This window comes from Pseudomonas sp. WHRI 8519, from assembly GCF_040224055.2.
Classification (GTDB): domain Bacteria; phylum Pseudomonadota; class Gammaproteobacteria; order Pseudomonadales; family Pseudomonadaceae; genus Aquipseudomonas; species Aquipseudomonas putida_X.
The window spans coordinates 4,213,056-4,234,582 of the sequence record NZ_CP167996.1 but is presented as its reverse complement, the minus strand read 5'-3'; the positions used below and the strand labels follow the sequence as shown (position 1 = coordinate 4,234,582).

General features: G+C 67.5%; 7 protein-coding genes. All 7 read right to left on the bottom strand.

Annotation, left to right across the window (positions count from 1 at the left end; all coding sequences use genetic code 11):
* Positions 1–2: 2 nt before the first annotated feature.
* The 7 genes from ABRP30_RS19355 to pvdM all read right to left on the bottom strand — a co-directional run bounded on the left by ABRP30_RS19355 (position 3) and on the right by pvdM (position 21,336).
* Complete coding sequence (locus ABRP30_RS19355; protein WP_349976298.1) at positions 3–950, bottom strand: alpha/beta hydrolase; 948 nt, start codon at positions 948–950, stop codon at positions 3–5.
* Positions 951–1,010: 60 nt separating this feature from the next.
* The gene (locus tag ABRP30_RS19350; RefSeq protein ID WP_349976299.1) at positions 1,011–9,548 is read right to left on the bottom strand and encodes an amino acid adenylation domain-containing protein; all 8,538 of its coding nucleotides are present in this window, start codon (positions 9,546–9,548) and stop codon (positions 1,011–1,013) included.
* On the bottom strand, positions 9,548–15,958 hold the full coding sequence (locus ABRP30_RS19345) for an amino acid adenylation domain-containing protein (protein ID WP_349976300.1): 6,411 nt from the start codon (positions 15,956–15,958) through the stop codon (positions 9,548–9,550). Before ABRP30_RS19345 ends, ABRP30_RS19350 begins: the two co-directional genes overlap by 1 nt.
* A 119-nt stretch (positions 15,959–16,077) precedes the next feature.
* Positions 16,078–17,733: a cyclic peptide export ABC transporter gene (locus ABRP30_RS19340; RefSeq protein ID WP_349976301.1), complete on the bottom strand. Its 1,656-nt coding sequence runs from the start codon at positions 17,731–17,733 to the stop codon at positions 16,078–16,080.
* Between the two features lie 74 nt (positions 17,734–17,807).
* Complete coding sequence (locus tag ABRP30_RS19335; protein ID WP_267817472.1) at positions 17,808–18,689, bottom strand: formylglycine-generating enzyme family protein; 882 nt, start codon at positions 18,687–18,689, stop codon at positions 17,808–17,810.
* 12 nt (positions 18,690–18,701) lie between these two features.
* Entirely contained in the window at positions 18,702–19,973 is a 1,272-nt protein-coding gene (locus tag ABRP30_RS19330; RefSeq protein ID WP_349976302.1) for an aminotransferase class V-fold PLP-dependent enzyme, read from the bottom strand.
* Between the two features lie 16 nt (positions 19,974–19,989).
* Positions 19,990–21,336 (bottom strand): pyoverdine-tailoring dipeptidase-like protein PvdM, encoded by a 1,347-nt coding sequence (gene pvdM, locus ABRP30_RS19325; protein ID WP_267817467.1) that lies wholly within the window; start codon positions 21,334–21,336, stop codon positions 19,990–19,992.
* Positions 21,337–21,527 lie beyond the last annotated feature (191 nt).

The following is a 21,527-nucleotide window of genomic DNA, read 5'->3' as shown; positions in this document are numbered from 1 at the left end:
GGTCAGGCCAGCACCTGCTCCAACCAGCATCCTGCCGCCGCATACACCTCGCCAGTCGCCCCAGTGATACCCGACATGCGCAGAAAATCGTGGGTCAACCCCGCCTCGATACGCAGCGTGGTCGGTGTGGCGCTCGCCTCGAGCTTGCGCGCATAGTCCAGGCCTTCATCGAACAACGGGTCGTACTGTGCCAGGTTCACATAGGCCGGCGCCATGGCTGGCAACGCCGGGTGCAGCAGGGGCGAGGCGCGCCAGTCAGTGTGCGCTTGGCTGGCGCCCAGGTAATGCTCGTAGAACCAGTCCAGCGTACCGCTCTCCAGCAGGTAACCCTCGCCATACTGCCGGTGCGAAGCGCGTCGAGTATTGCTTTCGGCTACCGGGTAGAACAGCAGCTGCGCTTTGACTGCCATGGCCTGCGGGTGTTGCGCGGCTTCGATCGCCAGAACCGTGGCCAGCGTAGCACCCGCGCTGTCACCGGCCAGCACCAGCGCGCTCGGCAGGCCCAGCTCGGTAGCGTTGTGCTGCAGCCAGAGGGCGGCGTCCTGGCAATCGTGCAGTGCCGTTGGAAACGGCTGCTCGGGCGCCAGCCGGTAGTGCGGAGCGAACACCGCATAGTCACCCAGGCAGGCCAGGCGCCGGCACACGCAGTCATGCGAGTCCAGGCTGCCGACCACATAACCACCGCCATGCAGGTAGAACAGGGTGGCCTTGGGCGTGACGCCCGGGCGCACATAGAGGCGGGCGGGCAACTGCGCACCCTCGCGGCAACTGTACTGCAGGGCGCGCACGTCGACATGGGCGGGAGGGTCGGGGTCGAGCAGACGCGAGGCGTTTTCGAACTCCGCCCGTGCCTGGGCGATGCTCAACTGATGCATGGGCTGGCTCTTGCCCGTCAGGCGGCCGAGTTCGGCCAGTTCCAGGAACGCTTCCAGATCGCAATCCAGGGACATTCGGGTTTCCTTCACAGTGTTGGATAAAGGCCCGGCCGCACAGGGCGGCCGGGCGCAGGTTCACAGGGTGTGTGCGGCCACCGGCTGCAGGCGCTGAAGCACGGTTTCGAGCAGTGCGCCATGGCTGACGATGGCGTAGTGATCAGCGGCCAGGCGCTGGCTGGAGTGGATCGCATGGCGCGCTTCGAAGGCCTGGCAGACGCCCGCTTCGCTGCTCTGTGCCCACCAGCAGTCCAGGCTGGCGCCTACCGCGGGCAGGGCGTGCACTTGCAGCGACAGGGCCTTGAGGGTCATGGCGACGGTAAACGTGCGCGCCAGCTCCTCGCTGCTTTGCAGGCCGTCCCTGGCCTCTGCGCCCAGGCTCCGCTCGATCAGTGCCTGCAACTGCGTGGCATCGGCATTGGCCGCTACCGGGAACAGCGGCAGGCTGTCGGCCGAGCGGCCACCGACCACGGCGAGGAAGGCGCGCAAGTCGCCACCGCAGTCCTCGTCCAGCGCCGCACCTGGCTCACCCGGTACATACGGGTCAACCAGGCCGAGCAGGTCGATCTGCTGGCCCTGGCGCTCCAGCTCGCGGGCCACCAGCAGCGCCAGGGTGCCACCCAGCGACCAGCCCAGCAGGCGGTAGGGGCCGTGGGGCTGCTTCTGGCGAATGTACTGGGCGTAGTCGATGGCCATGGCGTCGAGCGACTCGTCCTGCCATTGGCGGTCGAGCAGCATGCGGTTCTGCAGGCCATAGACACTGCAAACGCCGTCCAGCCGCTGAGCGAGTGCGCGGTAGTCGAACACTGTGCCGAAGCCCGCATGCAGGCAGAACAGCGGGGCCTGGCGTTCGATTTTGCGGTTGAGCAGCAGCAGTGGGTCGAGCGCCGCCTGCTCGCCCGCCTCGGCCGGGCACAGTTCGGCGATGGTCGGGCGGGCGATCAGGTCGCGCAGCTTCAGGTTCAGGCCCAGTTGCGGTTGGTTGCGCAAGCGCGAGAGCACCTTGAGCACACTCAGTGAATCGCCCCCCAGTTCGAAGAAGTGATCACTTACCCCGACCTGCTCCAGGCCCAGCACATCGGCCCATATCGCCGCCAGGGCGCGCTGGCGGTCATCCGCCGGGGCCTGGTACTGGCGCTCGCGCAGCAAAGGCTCGGGCAGTGCGCGGCGATCGACCTTGCCATTGGGGGTCAGCGGCAACGCATCGAGCACCATCAGGTGCGTCGGTACCATGTAATCGGGCAGCACCTGGCGCAGGTGCTCGAGCATCGGCGTGACAGCACGTTCGCCGTCGCCACATACCACGTAACCGACCAGTTGCTTACCGTTGGCAGCCTCGCGCGCCACCACCACCGCATCGAGCACGTTGGCGATATCACGCAGGCGCGCCTCGATCTCGCCCAGTTCGATACGAAAACCGCGGACCTTCACCTGATTGTCCAGGCGCCCGAGGTAGTCGAATACCCCGTCCGGGCGCTGGCGTACCAGGTCACCGGTGCGGTACAGGCGCCCGCCAGTGGCGCTGAACGGGTCGGCGACGAAGCGCTCGGCACTCAGCCCCGGGCGGCGGTGATAGCCGCGGGCAAGGCCCTCGCCACCGATGTACAGCTCCCCGGCCAGGCCTGCCGGCAGCGGGTTGAGGCAATCATCCAGCACATGCAGCGTGCGGTTGCCCACGGCCACGCCAATGGGGGCGTACACCGCTTCACAGCGCGCCGTCACCGGCACCTTCCACAGCAACGGGGTGACCACGGTTTCGGTAGGGCCGTAGCCGTTGGTGAGGTAGTGCGGTTGGAGCACCTGCTTGACCAGCTCGAAGTTGGCATCGGCCACCGCATCGCCGCCGAAGCAGTAGATGCGCACCGGGGGCGGTGCCGGTTGGGCCTGGCCGTATTCAGCCAGTTGCTGCAGGTAGGCCGGCGGGAAGCAGGCGATGCTGATGGCCTCGGCATGCAGCACGTCCCAGGTCTGCTGCGGGGTCCACAAGGTGTTGCCACGGATCACCAGCAGGCCCCCGCTGATCAGGGTCGACAGCCAGCGCTCCTGAGCCCCGTCGAAGGCGAACGACATGAAAATCAGCTCGCGGGTCGAGGGGCCCATTTCGTAGCGTTCGATGATCGCCTGGCAGTGCATGCGCAGTGGGCCGCGGGCCACGGCCACGCCCTTGGGGTTACCGGTGGAGCCGGAGGTGTAGATCATGTAGCTGAGCTGATCGTCCAGCGCTTGCCGTTGCGGGGCGTGTCGCTGCGCGGACAGCTCGCAGCGGTCCAGGTCCAGGCGGCGCTCGGGGGCCACGCCCAGGCGTTCGCCGATGATGCTGTCGGTCAGCAACAGCGCCACGTCGGCGTCACCGATGATCCATTGCAGGCGTTCGGCGGGGTAATCGATGTCCAGCGGCACATAGGCCGCGCCAGCTTTCATCACCGCGTAGAAGGCAACGATGGTGCGCACCGAGCGATCCAGGGCGATGCCCACCCGGTCCTCGCGCCCGATACCGCGTTCGAGCAGGGTCCAGGCCAGGCGGTTGGCCTGCTCTTCCAGTTGCCCGTAGGTCAGTTGCACTCCGTCGCAGCGCACCGCCACCTGGTCTGCACGCGCCTGGGCATGACGGCCGATCAGGCTGGCCAGGTCATGCTCAGGGCTCACGCCGGGCTGTGGCTGCGGCTGCACGACGGTGTCGAGCAGGCCAAGCGTGCCGACGGCCGCCTCGGGGTGGCTCAGCAGGCGTTCGAGCAAGGCGTCGAAGTGGCTGCGGATGGCCTCCACCTGCGGCGCCTGGAAATGGTCCTGGCGGTAGAGGAACTCGATGCGCAGACGGGCATTGAGGTGCACCGCCAAGTCCATCGGGTAGTTGGTGACGTCGCGCAGTTGCGCTTCACCGAAACGCAGGCCGGCGGCACCGGCCGATTGTAGGCGTTCATCGATGGGGTAGTTCTCGAACACGATGATGCTGTCGAACAGCGCCTGGCCGTTGCTCTGGGCCCAGCGCTGGATGTCCACCAGCGGGGTGTGCTCGTGGTCGCGCACTTCCAGGTTGCAGGTCTGCAACTGTTGCAGCCAGTCCTGCACCGGTTGAGCCGGGTGCGGGGCCTGGATGATCGGCAAGGTGTTGATGAACAGCCCCAGCAGGTTGTCGGCACCCGGCAGGCTGGCCGGGCGACCGGACACGGTGGCGCCGAAGCACACGGTCTGTTGGCCGGTGTAACGCTGCAACAGCAGCACCCAGGCAGCCTGCACCAAGGTGTTGGGGGTAACGCGCAGGCGTTGGGCCTGCTCGCGCAGCCAGGTGGTGCGCTGCTCGTCCCAGTGCAGGTAGAGCGCGCCGTGGCCTTGCTGGGCGCTGCGGCTACCGGCCACGCCGGCCAGCTGGGTAGGGGCCTGCAGCTCGGCCAGGCGTGGCCGCCAGAACGCCTCGCTGGCCTGTTGTGCCGGCGCCTGCAGCCAGCGGATGTAGTCGCTGTAACGGCCTTGTTGGGCCGGCAACGCCTGGCCGGCATAGCATTGGAACAGTTCACCGAGCAGGCGGGACTGGCTCCAGCCATCCATGAGGATGTGGTGGCTGGTCAGGATCAGCTGGTGGCGCTCGTCATCCAGGCGCACCAGCAACAGGCGCAGCAAGGGTGGGGCGAGCAGGTCGAACGGGCGACGCCGCTCGGCTTCCGCGGCGGCGGCCAGGCGCGCCGGCTCGACGGCCTGGCCGCGCCAGTCCAGCGTCCTGGCGTCGAGCTGGCCCTGACGCAGCACCACCTGCAGTGGCTCGCTCAGTTGCGGCGCCTGCCAGAAGGCACTGCGCAGCATCTCGTGGCGCTCCACCAACCGGCCCCAGGCAGCGATGAAACGTGGCGCCTCCAGGCCTTGGACCTCGACGCTGGTCTGGTTGATGTAGAAGTCCCCGGCACCGGCGTCCTGGGTGTGGAACAGCATGCCCTGCTGCACGGTAGACAGCGGGTAGATGTCTTCGACCTGGTCGCAGGCGAAAGGCAGCAGGGCCAGTTGGGCCTGGCCAAGCCGGGCCAACGGCACGTCCGAAGGGGTGAGGCCAAGGCGTACGCCCTGGCCGCACAAGGCCACCACCTCACGCAACTCGGCGGCATAGTCGTCGGCCAGGTGCTGCAGTTGAGCCGGCTCGAACATCCGCTGGCTGAAGCTCCAGTTCAAGCGCAGTTCGCCGTCGAACACCTGGCCATTGAGGGCCAGCCAGTTCTGCAACGGCGCATCGGGGCTTTGTTCGCGGCCTTTGTCTGCGGGGATCGGCCGCAACAGCGTAGCGGCATCGTCGTGGCCACTGTCGAACTGGCCCAGGTAGTTGAAGGTGATGCGCGCAGCGGGCAGTGCGGCCAGGGCCTCACGTATCGCCGGGCTGGCGAAACTGCGCAGGGCGCCGAAGAACGCACCTTTGCCCGGCAGGGCGCGCAGCTGTTCCTTGGTCAGCATGATCGCTTCGGCCAGCGAGCTGCCGGCGCTGATGCGGGCCGGGTAGAGGCTGGTCAGCCAACCGACGCTGCGGGTCAGGTCGGCCTCGAAGTCGGCGAAAGCTTCGCGGCCATGGCCTTCGAGTTGCACCAGATGGTCACAGGCGCCGGTCCAGCGTTGCAGCACACGGGCGAGGGCGGCCAGCAGCAGGTCGTTGATCTGCGTGCGGTAGGCCGCCGGGCAATCCTTGAGCAGGCGCGTGGTGGTCGCGGCATCCAGATGGGTGGTGACGCTGCGGCTGTCGCACAGGCGCAGCGCAACGTCCGCATCGAGCACCGGCAGGGTGCTGTCGATATCGGCGCACTGGCGTTGCCAGAAGGCGGCTTCCTGCTCCCCGGCCGGGCTCTGTGCGTAGGCTTGCAGGCGCAAAGCCCAGTCCTGCACCGACAGGGTGCGCGGTGGCAGCGCGCAGGCTTGGCCGGCAACCGCCAGGGAATAGGCACTGTGCAGGTCTTCAAGCAGGATGCGCCAGGACACACCGTCCACGGCCAGGTGGTGGATCACCAGCAGCAGGCGCTGCTCACCGTCGACCACCCCCAGCACGGCGCGCAGCAACGGGCCTTGGCCCAGGTCGAGGCTGCCTTGAGCGCGGTCGCACAGGTCCTGCCAGCTGTCGCCCTGGCTTGGCTCGAACAGCCAGAGCAGGTCGTCGTCGGGCGTATGCGGGGCAAAGTGAGCCTGCCACTGGCCTTGCACCTGGCTGAAGCGCAGGCGCAAGGCATCGTGGGTCTCCAGCAGCGCCGCGAGCGCCTGGCGCACGTGGGCCGGGGCCAGCGCCTGGTTGGCCTTGAGCATCACCGACTGGTTCCAGCGCTGCGCCTGCGGCACGGCCTGGGCGAAGAACTGCTGCTGCATCGGCAGTAGCAGGCTGGGACCGCTGGCAGGCCGGTACGCGGCCTCGGCCGGTTCGGCCTGGGTCTGGGTGACTTGCGCCAGGGTGCGCACGGTCTGGTGGCTGAACAGGTCTTTGGGGGTGAAGTGCAGGCCGTCGCGTCGTGCCTGGCTCACCAGCTGGATGGACACGATCGAGTCGCCGCCCAGCTCGAAGAAGTTGTCATCGATGCCCACGTGCTCGCGCTTGAGCACCCGCTGCCAGACCTGCACCAGGCGTGCCTGCAGTTCATCTTCGGCGGCGCTGTAGCTGGCCTGGGCCTGAGCCAGCCCTGGGGCGGGCAGGGCCTGGCGGTCGAGCTTGCCATTGGGGCTCAGCGGCATGCGCGGCAGGAACAACCACTGGTTGGGCACCATGTAGTCGGGCAGGTGGGCCAGCAGTGCCTGGCTCAGTTGCTCGCGCTCAGGCAGCGGCTCGCCGGCCCTGGCCACCAGGTAGGCGACCAGTTGGTTGTCCACGGCCAGCACGGCGGCCTCGTGGATGGCGGGTTGCTCCATCAGCCGCGCTTCGATCTCACCGAGTTCGATGCGCAGGCCGCGGATCTTCACCTGGTGGTCGATGCGCCCGCAGTACTCGATCACGCCGTCGGCGCGGTAGCGCGCCAGGTCGCCGGTACGGTACATGCGCGCGCCAGGCTGGAACGGGCAGGCAACGAAACGCTCGGCGGTCAGCGCCGGGCGTTGATGATACCCGCGGGCCAGGCCCACTCCGCCCAGATAGAGCTCGCCGATCACGCCAGCGGGTTGCGGCTGCAGGCCGGCATCGAGGATCCAGCAGGCCAGGTTGGCGATCGGTTGACCAATCGGCACGCCGGTCTTGCCCTCGTCGCAACAGGTCCAGTGGGTGACGTCGATGGCCGCTTCGGTGGGCCCGTACAGGTTGTACAGTTGGGCCTGGGGCAACTGCGCGAACACCTGTTGCTGCGCCTCCACCGGCAGCGCCTCGCCACTGCAGACGATGCGCTGCAGGCTGCTGCAGCGGCTGACCTGGTCGTCGAGCAGGAAGGCCTGCAGCATCGAGGGCACAAAGTGCAGGGTGGTGACCTGATGCTGGACGATCAGTTGCACCAGGCGCGCCGGGTCGCGGTGGTCACCCGGCGCGGCAATGGCCAGGCGGGCGCCGGTGATCAACGGCCAGAAGAACTCCCACACCGACACGTCGAAGCTGAAGGGCGTCTTCTGCAGCACTGTGTCGCTGGCATCCAGGCCGTAGGCCGCCTGCATCCACTGCAGGCGGTTGGCCAGGGCCTGGTGGCTGTTACCTGCGCCTTTCGGGCGGCCGGTGGAGCCGGAGGTGTAGATGACGTAGGCCAGTTGCTCGGGCGTGCACGGCACTTGCGGGTCATGTTCGGGCTGCGCGGCGGGCGCCTGGTCGAGCAGCAGCACCGGCAGCCCGGGCGGCAGCGGCAGACGCTCGCGCAGGTGCGCCTGGGTCAGCAGCAGGCCGATGCCGCTGTCTTCGACCATGTAGCTCAAGCGCTCGGCGGGGTATTCAGGGTCCAGCGGCACGTAGGCGCCGCCGGCCTTGAGGATGGCCAGCAGGCCAACCACCAGCTCCAGGCTGCGCTCGGCGGCGATGCCGACCGGCGTGTCCTGGCGCACGCCTTGGGCAATCAGGGCGTGCGCCAGCTGGTTGGCCTGGCGGTTGAGCTGGGCGTAGCTCAGCGCGCTGTCGCCGAACAGCAGTGCGGTGGCATCGGGCGTGCGGCGTGCCTGGGCTTCGACCAGGGCGTGGATCGACGGCGTGGCCGGGTAGGCGTGGGTGGTGGCGTTCCACTGGGTGAGCAAGCGCTGGCGTTCGTCATCGGCCAGCAACGTGATCTCGCCAAGCGCCTGCTGCGGAGCCTGCACCACGTGCGCCAGCAGGCGCAGCCAGTGGTCCCCCAGGCGTTGGATGGAGCTGTGGTCGAACAGGGCGGTGGCGTAGGTCAGGCTTGCACTCAGGCCCTGGGCGTCCTCGAAGGTGTTGAGGGTCAGGTCCAGTTGCGCGGTCTCGCCTGCCAGTGGCAGCGGCTCGATGGCCAGGCCGTGGCCGAGGGCCGATTCGTTCGGCTGGGGCGCGCCGACCTGGTGGTTGAACATGACCTGGAACAGGGGGTTGTGGCTGAGGTTGCGCGCTGGCTGCAAAGCCTCGACCAGTTGCTCGAAGGGCAGGTCCTGGTGGGCCTGGGCCTGCAAGGTGGTGGCCTTGACCTGGTCGAGCAGTTGCTCGAAGGACAGGGTCGGCTGGCACTGGCCATCGATGACCAGGGTGTTGACGAAGAAGCCGATCAGGTCTTCTGCCTCGACCCGGTTGCGGTTGGCACTGGGCACGCCGACGCGGATGTCCTGCTGGCGGGTGTAGCGGTGCAGCAGGGCCATGAACGCGGCCAGCAGCACCATGAACGGTGTGGCCTGGCGGGCCTGGGCAAGCTGGCGTACGGCCAGGGCCAGGGCCGGTGGGATGGCCAGCGGCAGGCGCGCCCCGTCGAACCGCTGCACGCTCGGGCGTGGCCGGTCCAACGGCAGTTCCAGCACGGGCACTTCGCTGCCCAGGCGCTGGCGCCAGTAGTCGAGCTGGCGTTCCTGCTCGCCGGCTTCCATCCAGTGGCGTTGCCAGATGGCGTAGTCGGCGTACTGCAGCTGCGGTTCGGGCAACTGGCTGGCCAGGCCCTGGCTGAAGCGCGCATAGCAGTGGGTCAGCTCCTTGACCATCACCTGCATCGAGCGCCCGTCGCTGATGATGTGGTGCTGCACCAGCAGCAGCACATGGTCATCGCTGCCCAGTTGCAGCAACTCGGCACGCAACAAGGGCCCGCAGGCCAGGTCGAACGGTTCACGTACCCGCGCCTGGATATGCGCCTGCAGGGCCTGCTCATCGAGCCTGGTCAGCGTCAGAGCGACGGCGACGGTGGCGTCCACCTGCTGCGCCACGCCGTGCTCGTCTTCGACGAAACGCGTGCGCAGGCTGTCATGGCGATGCACCAGCGCCTCAAGGCTGGCCTGCAGCGCAGCCACGTTCAGTGCGCCACGCAGGCGCAGGGCGCAGGGAATGTGATAGGCGCTGGCCTGGCGGTCGAACTGCCAGAGGAACCATTGGCGTTGCTGGGCGAACGACAACGGCAGGCGGTCGAACGCTTCACGTACCTGAGGGATCGGCAGGCTGGCCATCGACAGGCCTTCCTCGCGCATCTTCATCAGGTACTGCCGGCGCTTTTCCAGCGGCAGCAGGACAAAGCGCTTGGCGATTCTCGAAGCGGCAGTGCTGTCCATCAGTGTTCCTCCATTTCGTCGAGCCAGGCTTCGAGGGTGTCGAGCTTGTTTTCATCGACCGCGGTTGTAGTGGTGTCCAGGTGCAGCGCCAGGGCTTGAAGGGTCGGGTGCTGGAACAGGGCCTGTGGGGTCAGCTCGCGGCCCAGCTCCAGCTGGATGCGCGAGACGACGTTGATCACCAGCAGCGAATGGCCGCCCAGCTCGAAAAAGTCGTCGTCCAGGCCCACCGTCTGTACACCGAGCACCTGTTGCCAGATGCCTGCCAGTTGCACTTGCAACGCTGTGTGGGGCGCGCGGAAGGGGCGCTGGGTAGGGCTGTCGGCCGGTGCCGGCAGGGCGCTGCGGTCGAGCTTGCCGTTGACGGTCAGGGGCAGCTGTTCGAGCCACATGCAATGGGCCGGAACCATGTAGTCGGGTAGCTGCGCCTTGAGCGCGGCGCGCAGGGTGGCGGTGTCGCCGCCCTGGCCGTGATGCGCCACCAGGTAGGCGAGCAGGCGGGTGCCGGCGGGCCCCTGGTCGGCGATCACCACCGCCTGGGCCACCGCCGGCTGCGCCAGCAGGCTGGCCTCGACTTCGCCCAGTTCGATACGGAAGCCGCGCACCTTCACCTGTTGGTCGATGCGCCCGATGTATTCGAGGGTGCCGTCGCTGCGGCGGCGCGCCAGGTCGCCGGTGCGGTATAGGCGGCTGCCGGGCTGGGAGGAGAACGGGTTGGCGATGAAGCGCGTAGCGCTCAGCCCGGCGCGGTTGAGGTAGCCTCGGGCAAGGCCCGCCTGGCCGATGTACAGCTCGCCGATGCAGCCCGCCGGAACCGGTTCGAGCTCGCCGTCGAGCAGGTAGCCGCTGAGGTCGTCGATCAGTTCGCCGATCGGGCTCAGCGTGCGGTTCACGTCATCCAGGCCAATTGGTCGATAGGTGACGTGCACCGTGGTTTCGGTGATGCCGTACATGTTCACCAGTTGTGGCCGCTGTGCGCCGAAGCGCTCGAACCAGGGGCGCAGTGCCGCCACGTCGAGCGCTTCGCCGCCGAAGATCACATGACGCAGGGCAAGGTCTGCCGAGGCGGCGCTGCATGCGGCCTGGGTCAGGGGTTTGAATGCCGATGGCGTCTGGTTGAGTACGCTCACACGCTCGTCCACCAGCAGTTGCAGGAAGCCCTGCGGGTCGCGGCTCAAGGCGTGCGGCACGATCACCAGGCGGCCTCCATGCAGCAGCGCACCAAAGATCTCCCACACCGAAAAGTCGAAGGCAAAGGAGTGGAACAAGGTCCAGACGTCATTGTGGTCGAAGCGGAACCAGCGATCGCAGGCGCTGAACAGCCTCAGGACATTGCGCTGGCTGAGCAGCGTGCCTTTGGGCAGGCCGGTGGAGCCGGAGGTGTAGATGATGTAGGCGAGGTTGTCGACGCTGCTGCGCGGCGCGGGGTTGTGCACCGGCTGGTCGTCGTAGCTGGCCTCCAGGTCCAGGCGCAGCAGCCCGGCGTGCGCGGGCAGTTCGGCGAGCAGGCCGGGTTGGTCGAGCAGCACCTTGATGCCGCTGTCGCGGACCACGAAAGCCAGGCGCTCTGCCGGGTGCGCGGGGTCGAGCGGCACGTAGGCGCCGCCGGCCTTGAGGATGGCCAGCATGCCGACGATCAGCGCGAAGCCGCGCTCGGCGGCCAGGCCCACCGGCACATCGGCGCCCACGCCCGCCGCGATCAGGCGGTGTGCCAGGCGGTTGGCGCGCTGGTTGAGCTCGGCGTAGCTCAAGGCCTGGCCCTGATAGCGCAGGGCAACGGCCTGCGGCTGGCGTTGTGCCTGGGATTCGATGCGTGCAGCCAGTGCTTGCGTTTGTGGGTGGGCGACCGGGGCGCCGTTCCAGGCCTCTTGGACCTGCAAGCGTTCGGCCGGGTCCATCAGAGCCAGCCGGGCGAGCGGCAGCCCTGGCTGGGCGATGGCCTGTTCGAGCAGGTTCAGCCAGTGCCTGGCCAGGCGTTGCAGGGTCGTAGCGTCGAACAGCGTACGGTCGTAGGTAAAACTGGCGCTGAGGCCTTGTTCACCCTGGGCCGTGCTTAGCGCCAGGTCGAACTGGGCCTCCTGGGGTTGGCTGTCCAGTGCCTCCAGGCGCAGCGCACCCAGTGGCGTGGCGTCGGCTGCCTGGTGGTGGTTGTACAGCACCTGGAACAAGCCCTGGCGTGGGCCGCGCTGGGGCAGCAGGGCTTCGAGCAGTTGCTCGTAGGGCAGGTCCTGGTGGTCCTGGGCTTCGACCATGGCCTGGCGGGTCTGCGCCAGCAGCCCGGCAAACGACAGGTCGGCCGTGCACTCGGCGCGCATCACCAGCGTGTTGACGAAGAAGCCGATCAATTGCTCGGTTTCCAGGCGGTTGCGGTTGGCCAGCGGTACGCCGATGCGGATGTCCGGCTGGCCGCTGTAGCGGTGCAACAGGGCCTGCCAGGCCGCCAGCAGCACCATCGGCACCGTCGCCTGGTGTGCGCTGGCGAAGCGTTGCACGGCTTCGCCCAGTGCCGTGGGCAATGCCAGATGCAAGCGTGCCGCCGGGCGCTTGGCATCGTCGCGGCGGGGGTGATCGCAGGGCAGTTCGAGCACCGGTTGCTCGCCGGCCAGGCGTGTGCGCCAGTAGGCCAGCTGGCGCTCGCGTTCGCCGTCATCCAGCCAGCGCCGCTGCCAGGCCGCGAAGTCGGCATATTGCAGAGTCAGTGCGGGCAAGGCCTGGCCTTGATAGAGCGCGCACAGCTCGCGGACCATCACCTGCATCGACCAGGCATCGGAGACGATGTGGTGCTGCACCAGCACCAGCACGTGGTCGTCGGCCGCCAGGCGTGCCAGGCCTACGCGCAGCAGCGGGCCGCTGGCCAGGTCGAAGGGCTGGCCGAGCAGGCCTGTGATGAAGGCCTGGCACTGGCTTTCTTCAAGCGGCACGCCCTGCACGTTCAGCGACCATGGGGCGAGGATGTGCTGGCGCGGCTGCTCACCTTCGAGGGTGAAGCAGGTACGCAGCGCTTCATGGCGGGCGATCAGTTGGTCGAAGGCTCGGTTCAGGGCGGTGACATCCAGCGGGCCGCGCAGGCGCAGTACGCTGGGAATGTGGTAGGCGCTGCTGTCTGGGGCCAGCTTCCACAGCAGCCACTGGCGCTCCTGGGCGTAAGACAGCGGCAGTTGGTCGCGCGCGGTTCGTACCGGCATGGCCAGCGGGGTGGCCGTTTGCAGCTGCGTCAGGGCCTGGCAGAAGTCGCCCAGGCGCGGCTGGTCGAACAGCAGGCGCAGGGGGAAGTTCAGCGCCAGCTCGTGGCGCAGGCGCGAGACCGCCCGCGCCACCAGCAACGAATGCCCGCCCAGGGCGAAGAAATCATCCTCCAGCCCGACCCGTTCGGCCTTCAACAGCTCGGCCCAGGTAGCCGCAACCTGGCGTTGCAGGTCACTCGTCGGCGCCAGGTAGCGAGCCTGTGCCGGGCTGTCGTCGACCACCGGCAGGGCCTTGCGGTCGAGCTTGCCGTTGGGGGTCAGGGGCATGGCCTGCAACAGGTGCAGGCGTGCTGGCAGCATGTAGCCCGGCAGTTGCTCACGCAGCGGTGCCAGGCAGTGTTCGATGAATGCCTGGCTGTCGGCGGGCGTGCTGGCGGGTACTACATAGCCGACCAGCTGCGCGCCATCGACGCCGTCGCGGGCGACCACTGCCGCTTCACGTACCGCGTCCAGGGTGAGCAGGGCCGATTCGATCTCGCCCAGCTCGATGCGAAAGCCGCGGATCTTCACCTGATGATCGACCCGGCCAAGGAAGTCCAGGCTCCCGCTGGCGTGGCGGCGCGCCAGGTCGCCGGTGCGGTACAGGCGCTCGCCGGGCTTGCCGTAGGGGTGCGGCACGAAGCGTTCGGCGGTCAGGCCGGGGCGCTGGTGGTAACCCTGGGCCAGGCCGTCGCCGCCGATGTACAGGTCGGCCGGTACGCCCTGCGGGCTGGGCAGCAGGTTGCCGTCGAGCAGTAACAGGGCGGTGCGCTCGATCGGCTGGCCCAGTTCGGGGCGGGCGCTGCTGCGGGCCAGTGCGTGGCGCGCCGACCAGATGGTGGTTTCGGTCGGGCCGTACAGGTTCCACAGTGCGGCGCAACGGGCCAGCAGCCTTGCCGCCAGGTCATCGCCGAGCGCCTCGCCGCCGCACAGTGCAGTCAGGGCGGGCAGGCGTTGCTCGGGGTCATTGTCGAGCAGCATGCGCCAGGTCGATGGGGTGGCCTGCAGCACGTCGATGCGTTCGCTGATCAGCAGGTCGAGAATTGCCGCCGGGTCCTGCACGGTGTGCTTGTCGGCCAGCACCATGCATGCCCCGGTGCACAGCGGCAGGTACAGCTCCAGGCCGAAAATGTCGAAGGAGCAGGTGGTGATGCTCAGCAGGCGCTGCCCCGGTTGCATGCCGGGCGCCTTGGCCATGGCTGCGACGAAGTTGGACAGTGCGCCATGGGGCACCATCACGCCCTTGGGGTTGCCAGTCGAGCCGGAGGTATACAGCACGTACGCCAGTTGCTGCGGCGGGCAGTCCAGGGCCAGGGGCGGTTCGGGCTGGTGCGCGGCGTGCAGGTCGACGTCATCGAGCAGCAGTACCTGTTGGCGTGGCGTTGGCAGGGCAGCCAGCACCGAGGCCTGGCTCAGCAGCAGGGGGGCGCCGCAGTCTTCAAGCATGTAGGCCAGGCGTTCGGCGGGGAACTGGGGGTCCAGCGGGACGTACGCCGCACCGGCCTTGAGGGTGGCCAGCAGGGCGACGACCAGCGGCGCGCCGCGTTCCAGGGCCACCGCGACACGCTCGCCTGGGCCGATGCCGGCGGTGTGCAGGCGCCGGGCGAGGCGCTCGGCAGCGTTGTCGAGGGCGCGGTAGCTTAGCCGCGTGTCGCCGGCCACCAGTGCAACGGCCTCGCCGTGGCGCTGCGCCAGGCGCGCGAACTGCTGGTGCACGGCCAGGCCGTCGAGGGCATCGCCTGCCGGGCCCTGGGCCGCGGCCAACCACTGTTCACGCTGCAGGGCAGGCTGCGCATGAAGCTCACCGATGGCGCACTGGGGGTGGTCGAGCATGGCCTGGAGGATGGCCAGCCAGTCCTCGCCCAGCCGCTCAGCGGTGGCCGCCTCGAACAGCGCGGCATCGTAGTCGAGGCTGATGCCCAGCCGCTCGCGACCGGCGTGAACGTTGAGGCTGAGGTCGAACTTGGCGGCAGTGGGGGCGCTGGGCATCGGCTCGATGTGCAACCCTGGGAAACCGGCCGCGGGCTGCTCGGCATTGTCGCTGGTCCAATTGAACAGGCAGTGGAACAGCACGCCGTTGCTGCCTTGGCGTTGTTCAGCAAGCGCTTGCTCCAGCGGGTAGTCGGCATGCTCCAGGCATGCCAGGGCGTGCTTGCGCACCTGCTCGAGCAGGCTGGCCACGGACTGGCGCGGGTCCAGGCGCGCCCGGTGGATCTGGCTGTTGACGAAAAAGCCGATCAGGTCCTGCACCTGTTCCTGGTTGCGCCCGGCATTGGGCACACCAACGATGAAGTCGTCCTGCCGGGCATGGCGGCCGAGTACCAGCTGCCAGGCGGCCAGCAGCACCATGAATGGCGTCAGGCCATGGGCCCGGCAGGCGGCCTGCAGTTGGCTGAACAGCGCGGCGGGCAAGGCCAGGGTGCAGGTCCCGGCGGCCGTGGCGGGGCGGCTGTCGCGCGGGTGATCGGTGGGCAGTTCCAGCCGTTGCAGGTCACCTTGCAGGTACTGTCGCCAGTAGCTGGCGGCGCGCTCGTGGGCCGGGCTGGCCTGGTAGGCGCCGCGCTGCCAGTGGGCGAAGTCCAGGTACTGCACCGCAGGGCGAGGCAACTGGTCGTCATTGCCGGTGCAGACGTTGGCGTAGGCCTGGGAGAGGTCGCGCAGCAGCACTGGGTTGGACCAGGCATCACTGACGATGTGGTGGCTGGTCAGGGCCAGTACATGGCGTTGCGCGCCCAGCTGATACAGGCAGGCGCGCAGCAGCGGGGCCTGGGTGAGGTCGAACGGGGTGGCGGCCTCGGTCTGCAGCGCCTCGCGCAACACCTGCGGTGGTTGCCCGCGCAGGTCGACGCAGCGCAGGTTCAAGCGCGCCGCGCGGTCGACCTGCTGGCGTGGATGGCCCTGCACCTCGTTGATGCGGGTACGCAGGATGTCGTGACGGTCGATGACCCGGTCCAGCGCCTGTTGCAGGTCTTGAGCCTGCAGCGGGCCCTGGAGCGCAAAGGCGCGCGGCTGGTTGTAGGTGGCGGCATCGGGGTCGAGCTGATCGAGCAGCCACAGCTGCTCTTGGGCGAACGACAGCGGCGCGTGGTCGGCGCCGTGGGCAACGATACCGGCAGGGGCGGCGGTGTCGTCGAGCTCGCAGAGCAGGGCCAGCAGCGCGTCATCGGTGGATTGGTTCTGGGGTGTCATCTCGGTCTCGCCATCACTGGAGAATTAAGCGTACTGAGAGAGACGAAGGGGCAGGGGGGTGATTTAGGCAGGCGGTGAAACAGCTGCACCCGGCGCGCGTGGGGCGCGCCGGGTGGGGTTCAGGCAAGGGCTGGCGTGTGTTCTACGACGACTTTGCCAGCCTGCAGCCGGACCCGCTGGTCGGCGATGTCGAAGTAGCGGTCATCGTGGGAAATGACAATGATGGTCTTGCCCTGGCGCTTGAGGTCCGGCAGCAGTTCGGTGTAGAAGATGCGCCGGAAGGTCGGGTCCTGGTCGGCGGCCCATTCGTCGAACACCAGCACCGGGCGTTCTTCCAGCCACGCGTTGATCAGCGCCAGGCGCTTGCGCTGGCCAGTGGACAGGTCGGTGGTGCTGAACGCACCGTCCTTGACGCTGACCTTGTGGGCGATTTCCAGGCGCTCCAGGTAGCGGTTGGCGTCGTCGGGGATGTGCGTATCGCCCTGCACCACATCATCGAACAGGTAGTAGTCGGCGAACACGGTGGTGAACAATTGCCGGTAGTCGTCGCGCCCCTGTGCGTCGATGGCCTGGCCGTTGAGCAGGATCTGCCCCTGTTGCGGCGGGTACAGGCCCAGCAGCAACTTGATCAGGGTGGTCTTGCCACAGCCGTTTTCACCGACCACGAAGACGATGTCGCCCTGGGCGATGCGCAGGTTCACCGGCCCTACCTGGAAGGGCTGGGCGCCTGGGCTGGCCTGGTAGGCATAGCTCACCTCGCGCAGTTCCAGGCTGTCGACCACCACAGGCGGGTTGCCGTGGTCCTCCAGCAGCAGGTGCGGTTCAGGCGAAGAAAACTGCTCGGAAAGCTCGGCGATACGGCGAAAGGCGATTTGCGCGCGGCTGACCACTGGTAAGGTGCCGATCAGGTGTTCCAGCGGGCCTTTCATGTACAGCAGCACCAACACAAAACCGCTGATGGCTTTGGGGTCGGCGCTTGGCCAGAGGAACTGCAGGGTAAGGCCCAGGCCGATGACCACGAAGAACAGCATGGAGCCAAAGCTCTTGGCGATGACGAACGTATTGATCGAGCGTACCTGGGTGGCGCAGATCGCATCGGCGGTGTCCTGGATGCCCTGGCGGAACATGCGCTGGCGGCGCGGGCGGTGGATGCGCAGCTCCTTGGCGCCTTCGGCGATGGCGTGGTAGTGCTTCTGCAGCCGGTCTTCGGCGTCGCGGGCGGCCATGAAGCCTTTGATGCCACGGCCTCGGGCGATGTACTGGACGACGCTGCCGATACCGATTGCCACGAGCATCATCAGGAACATCGGCAGTGACAGCGTGGCCAGGTAGCCCAGGCAGCCCAGGGTTACGGTCAGCGAAATCGCCAGGGGTGCGAAGGCAAAGGCGAAGTCGCTGATGGTGTCGACGTCATGGGTCAGCACCGGGATCAGGCGGTGGCTGCGAAAGCGTTCGATCTGCTCGATGGGCGCCGACAGCACCTTTTCGCCCAGGGCTTTGCGCAGTTTGGCGATGATGTGCTGGCCGACATAGTTGGTGCCGATGTCGGAGCAGATCGAGCTGGCCAGTGCCAGCGCACAAAGCCCGGCGAAGCCGAGGATCACGCTGTTGCTCAGGCCACCGTCGGCGTGCAGGCCGCTGTTGATGGTGGCCAGCAGGGCGGTAACGCTCAGGCCGCCGACCATGCCCATGACGACCGACAGGGAAACGATCGGCCAGAACGGTTTGAGCAGGGTGAACAGCTCGCTCAGCGCCCCGCGGGTTTTGGAGGTCATGTTGAATTCCTGGATCAGAGGCAGAAGTACATGGTTATGACGAGTGGTCCGCAGGGCAATTTAACCGCGTACCTTCAGAGGTCGCGGACCACCCGGACACCCAGCCAGTCACCCAGGCGCTCCGGGAAATTGGTGTTGCGGTTGCCCGAGCGGGAGAAGATCGGCGCCTCGCCCCAGTCGTTGCCGCGGATGCTGACCACCTTGCAGCTGTCCTTGGCCCGGCTGGCCTGGCCCCAGGCACTGCCGTCGGCCGGGGCGCCTGCATAGCTGTTGTGGTAGCAGTCTGCGACCCATTCATAGACGTTGCCGTGCATGTCGTACACGCCAAAGGCGTTGGCCGGGTAACTGCCCACGGGCGAGCTGTAGCTGTAGCCATCCTTGGGGCCGTAGACGTTGGCGTGCTGGCTGATTTCCAGGGTGGCGTCTGGGTCGATGGGGAAGGGGTACATGCCGGTGCTGCCACCGCGTGCGGCATATTCGCGTTGGGCCTCGCTGACCATGCGGTAGTGCTTGCCGGTCTTTTTCGACAGCCAGGCCACGTAGTCCTGCACGTCGTGGTAGCTCATGCACACTGCCGGTTGCTGCGGGCCCTGTTTGTAACTCGGCTTGCTGGCGGTGCAGCGCCGGCCCGGGCGATCGTCGCCGTCGGCGATGCGCGTGCCCGTGGCCTTGAGGTAGCCATCCCATTGCTCGGCGGTCACCTGGAAGCGGCTGATGGCGAAGGGTTTGGCGAAGGTCACCGCATGCTGCGGGCCTTCGTCATCCTGGCGCCCCATTTCGTCGGGCGGGGTGCCCATGTTGAAGGTGCCGGCGGGCAGCACCACCATCTCCGGGCAGAGCGTGTCGCAGTCACGGAACACCGTGCCCGGGGGTTGGGCGGCTTGGGCTGCCAGGGCCGGCAGGCTGCAGGCGGCCAGCAGGCCGGTCAGGGTCAGGCGATGCATGGAAGCGGTCATGGGGATGCCTTGTCAGAGTTGTTGGGTAATCAGGGCCATGGCCCGGTCGATCTGCTGCTCGTCATTGAGCAGGCTGGGGGCCAGGCGGATCACCGGGCCGACATCGCGATACACCGCGTCGCACATCACCTTGTTGGCGGTGAGGTGGGCGGCGACGGCGTCGGGGTCGCGGTCCTTGATGCGGAAAAACGTGAAACCGGCCGAGTAGCGCTCGCTGCGCGGTGTCACCAGCTGCACCTGGGGGTGCTCGGCGAGGCGCCCCTTGAGCAGGCTGTTGAGTTGGTGGATGCGCTGTTGCACGTCGGCCTTGCCCAGCGCCAGGTGCAGTTTGAAGGCCTCATTGGCGGCCCAGCGGTGCTCGAAGGCGTGGTAGCCGCCCGGGGTCATGATGGTGGCGAAGTCCTCATCGCGGGAGAACGTGGCCATGGTCGGGGTGAGGTGCTCCATGCCGGTGGAGGCCGCGCAGATGATCCCCGTGCCGCGCGGGCCGAACATCCACTTGTGGGTGCCGGCGATGAAGTAGTCGCAGTTGAAGTCGGCGAAACGCGCGTTCTCCACGCCGAAGCCGTGCACACCGTCGACCACATAGAGGATGCGCTCGGCTTCGCTGCGGTTGCGGTTGTGCTGGCGCACCAGTGCGCCGATCTCGCCGACCGGCAGCTTGACGCCACTGCCGGAGTGCACCCAGGTCATGCCCAGCACGCGGGTATGCGGCTGGATGGCCTTGTCCAGGGTGCTCAGCACCTGGTCGGTGGAGACTGTCCACGGGTCGTCGAACAGGCGGATCTTGCGGGTCAGGGTGCCCTGGCGCTGGGCGCGGAAGGCCAGCGCCTTGTGGGTGGAGTAATGTTCGTGCTCGGTGACCAGGATCTCCTGGTGGGCGCCGACCTTCAGGCCGCCATAGATCATCGCCAGGCCTTCGGTGGTGCTCCCGGTCAAGGCCACCTGGCGCGGTTTGACTTCAAGGTAGCGCCCGGCCCACTCGCGCACTTCATCCTCGCGCTGCCATTCGTACTGGCTTTCCCAGTCCATCAGGGCGGCGGGGTTGCGGTCCAGCGCGGCACGGTGGCGGTCGATCGCTGCCTGTACCGGGCGCGGGTGGGCGGTCACCAGGAAGTTGGCGAAGTGCGCGACTTGTGGGTCGAGCGGGAACAGCGTGCGCAGGTTGCGCCATTTGTCGGGGCCGCTCAGTGGTGCGCTGGCGCCAGCCAGGGCCTGGGGCAGCAGTGGCAGGCTCGCGGCCAGCAGGCCGGCCTGTTTCAGGAAGCTACGGCGGTTGCTCATGGTAGGCAGGCTCGGCTCAACGGTTGGCGACAGGGTGGGCAGCGCGCTGGACTTGCTCCCAGGCGCGCAGGAAATTGCCCGCCCAGAGCTTTGCAATGTCTGTTTCGCTGTAGCCGCGGGTCAGCAGTTCGGCGGTGACGTTGCTGATTTCGCTGACGTCCTTCCAGCCCTCCAGGCCGCCACCATCGTTGAAGTCCGAGGCGATGCCGACGTGGTCGATGCCGACCTTTTTCACGGTGTAGTCGATGGCGTCGACGTACTGTTTCAAGGTGGCCTTGGGTTCGTCTTCCAGGATGGCGTACAGCGAGCTTGCATACTCGCCGAAGCGGGCCTCTGGCCAGATGGCAATCACCGCGTCGCCCGGCATCAAGGCATTGGTCAGGCCTTGCAGCGGTTGCAAGTCGAAGCGCGCACGCAGGGCATCGAGCTTGTCCACGACCGGCTGGGTCAGGGGCTTGAGGTACTGACCGAAGCCAACCACCTGAATCACGCCGCCGCTCTCTTTGATCAGTTGCATCTCTTTGTCGGAGAGGTTGCGCGGGATATCCACCATGGCCCGCGGTGCCGAGTGCGAAGCCACGATTGGCGCGCGCGACAGGCGAGCGACATCCTCGAGTGCCAAGGTGGACATCTGTGACACGTCGATGATCACGCCCAGGTCGTTCAAGCGTTTCACTGCCTGCTCGCCCAGCGGTGACAGGCCGCCCAGGGCATCGGCGGTGTCGTTGAAGAACGGCAGCGGCCGCGAAGAGTCGGCCCAGTCGTTGTTGCCGACGTAGCTGAAGCCGAACATGCGCATGCCACGTGCCGCCCACAGGTCGAGCTGCGACAGGTCGTGGCCCAGCGGGTAGGCATTGAGCATGCTGATGAAGATGGCGAACTTGCCTTCGCCGTTGAGGCGCCGGAAGTCGTCAGGGGTGTAGGCGATACCGACCTGGTTGGGGAAGTCGCGGACCATGCCGGTGATGATCTTGTAGCGCCCTTCCTGTTCTTGCCGGGCGGCATCGACGAAACCGGGGGTAGGGCGGTGCGGAGCGTTCGGGCCGTTCCAGATTTCCGGCCAGCCGAATACGGTCAGGGCGGCACCTGAGAGGCGGCCACGGTTGGCCTTGACCAGGTCGAACTGGCCGGGGCCATCCTTGTCCACTTCGTGCCCCTCGCTGCCCATGCTCAAGGGCACGGTGATATGGCTGTCGAACGAGAGCATGTGCTCGTGCAGCTGCTCAGCCTGTTGCACGATTTTCAGCGGGTAGCCTGCGTGCAGGTGCTGCCAATAGAAGTAGCCAGCGGCACTTGCCAGGGCAACGGTCAGGGCCAGGGGCAGGCCGATGTACAGGGCTTTGCGGGAACGGGTCTTGGTCATTGCCATCTCGTTGCGCGGGTGATCGGGGCGGCTGCCGGCTCAGGGTCTGCGCGGGCAGGGCTTGGGTATCAGGTGGACGAACAACGGCAGGGCAAATTTATCGTTGGCTGCGCCACGGGCGGTCCGCCCGCGGCGGTAAATTTTGCGTGGTGCACAACGTTCTAGCCTTGGACGGGCCGTGTTCCATGGCC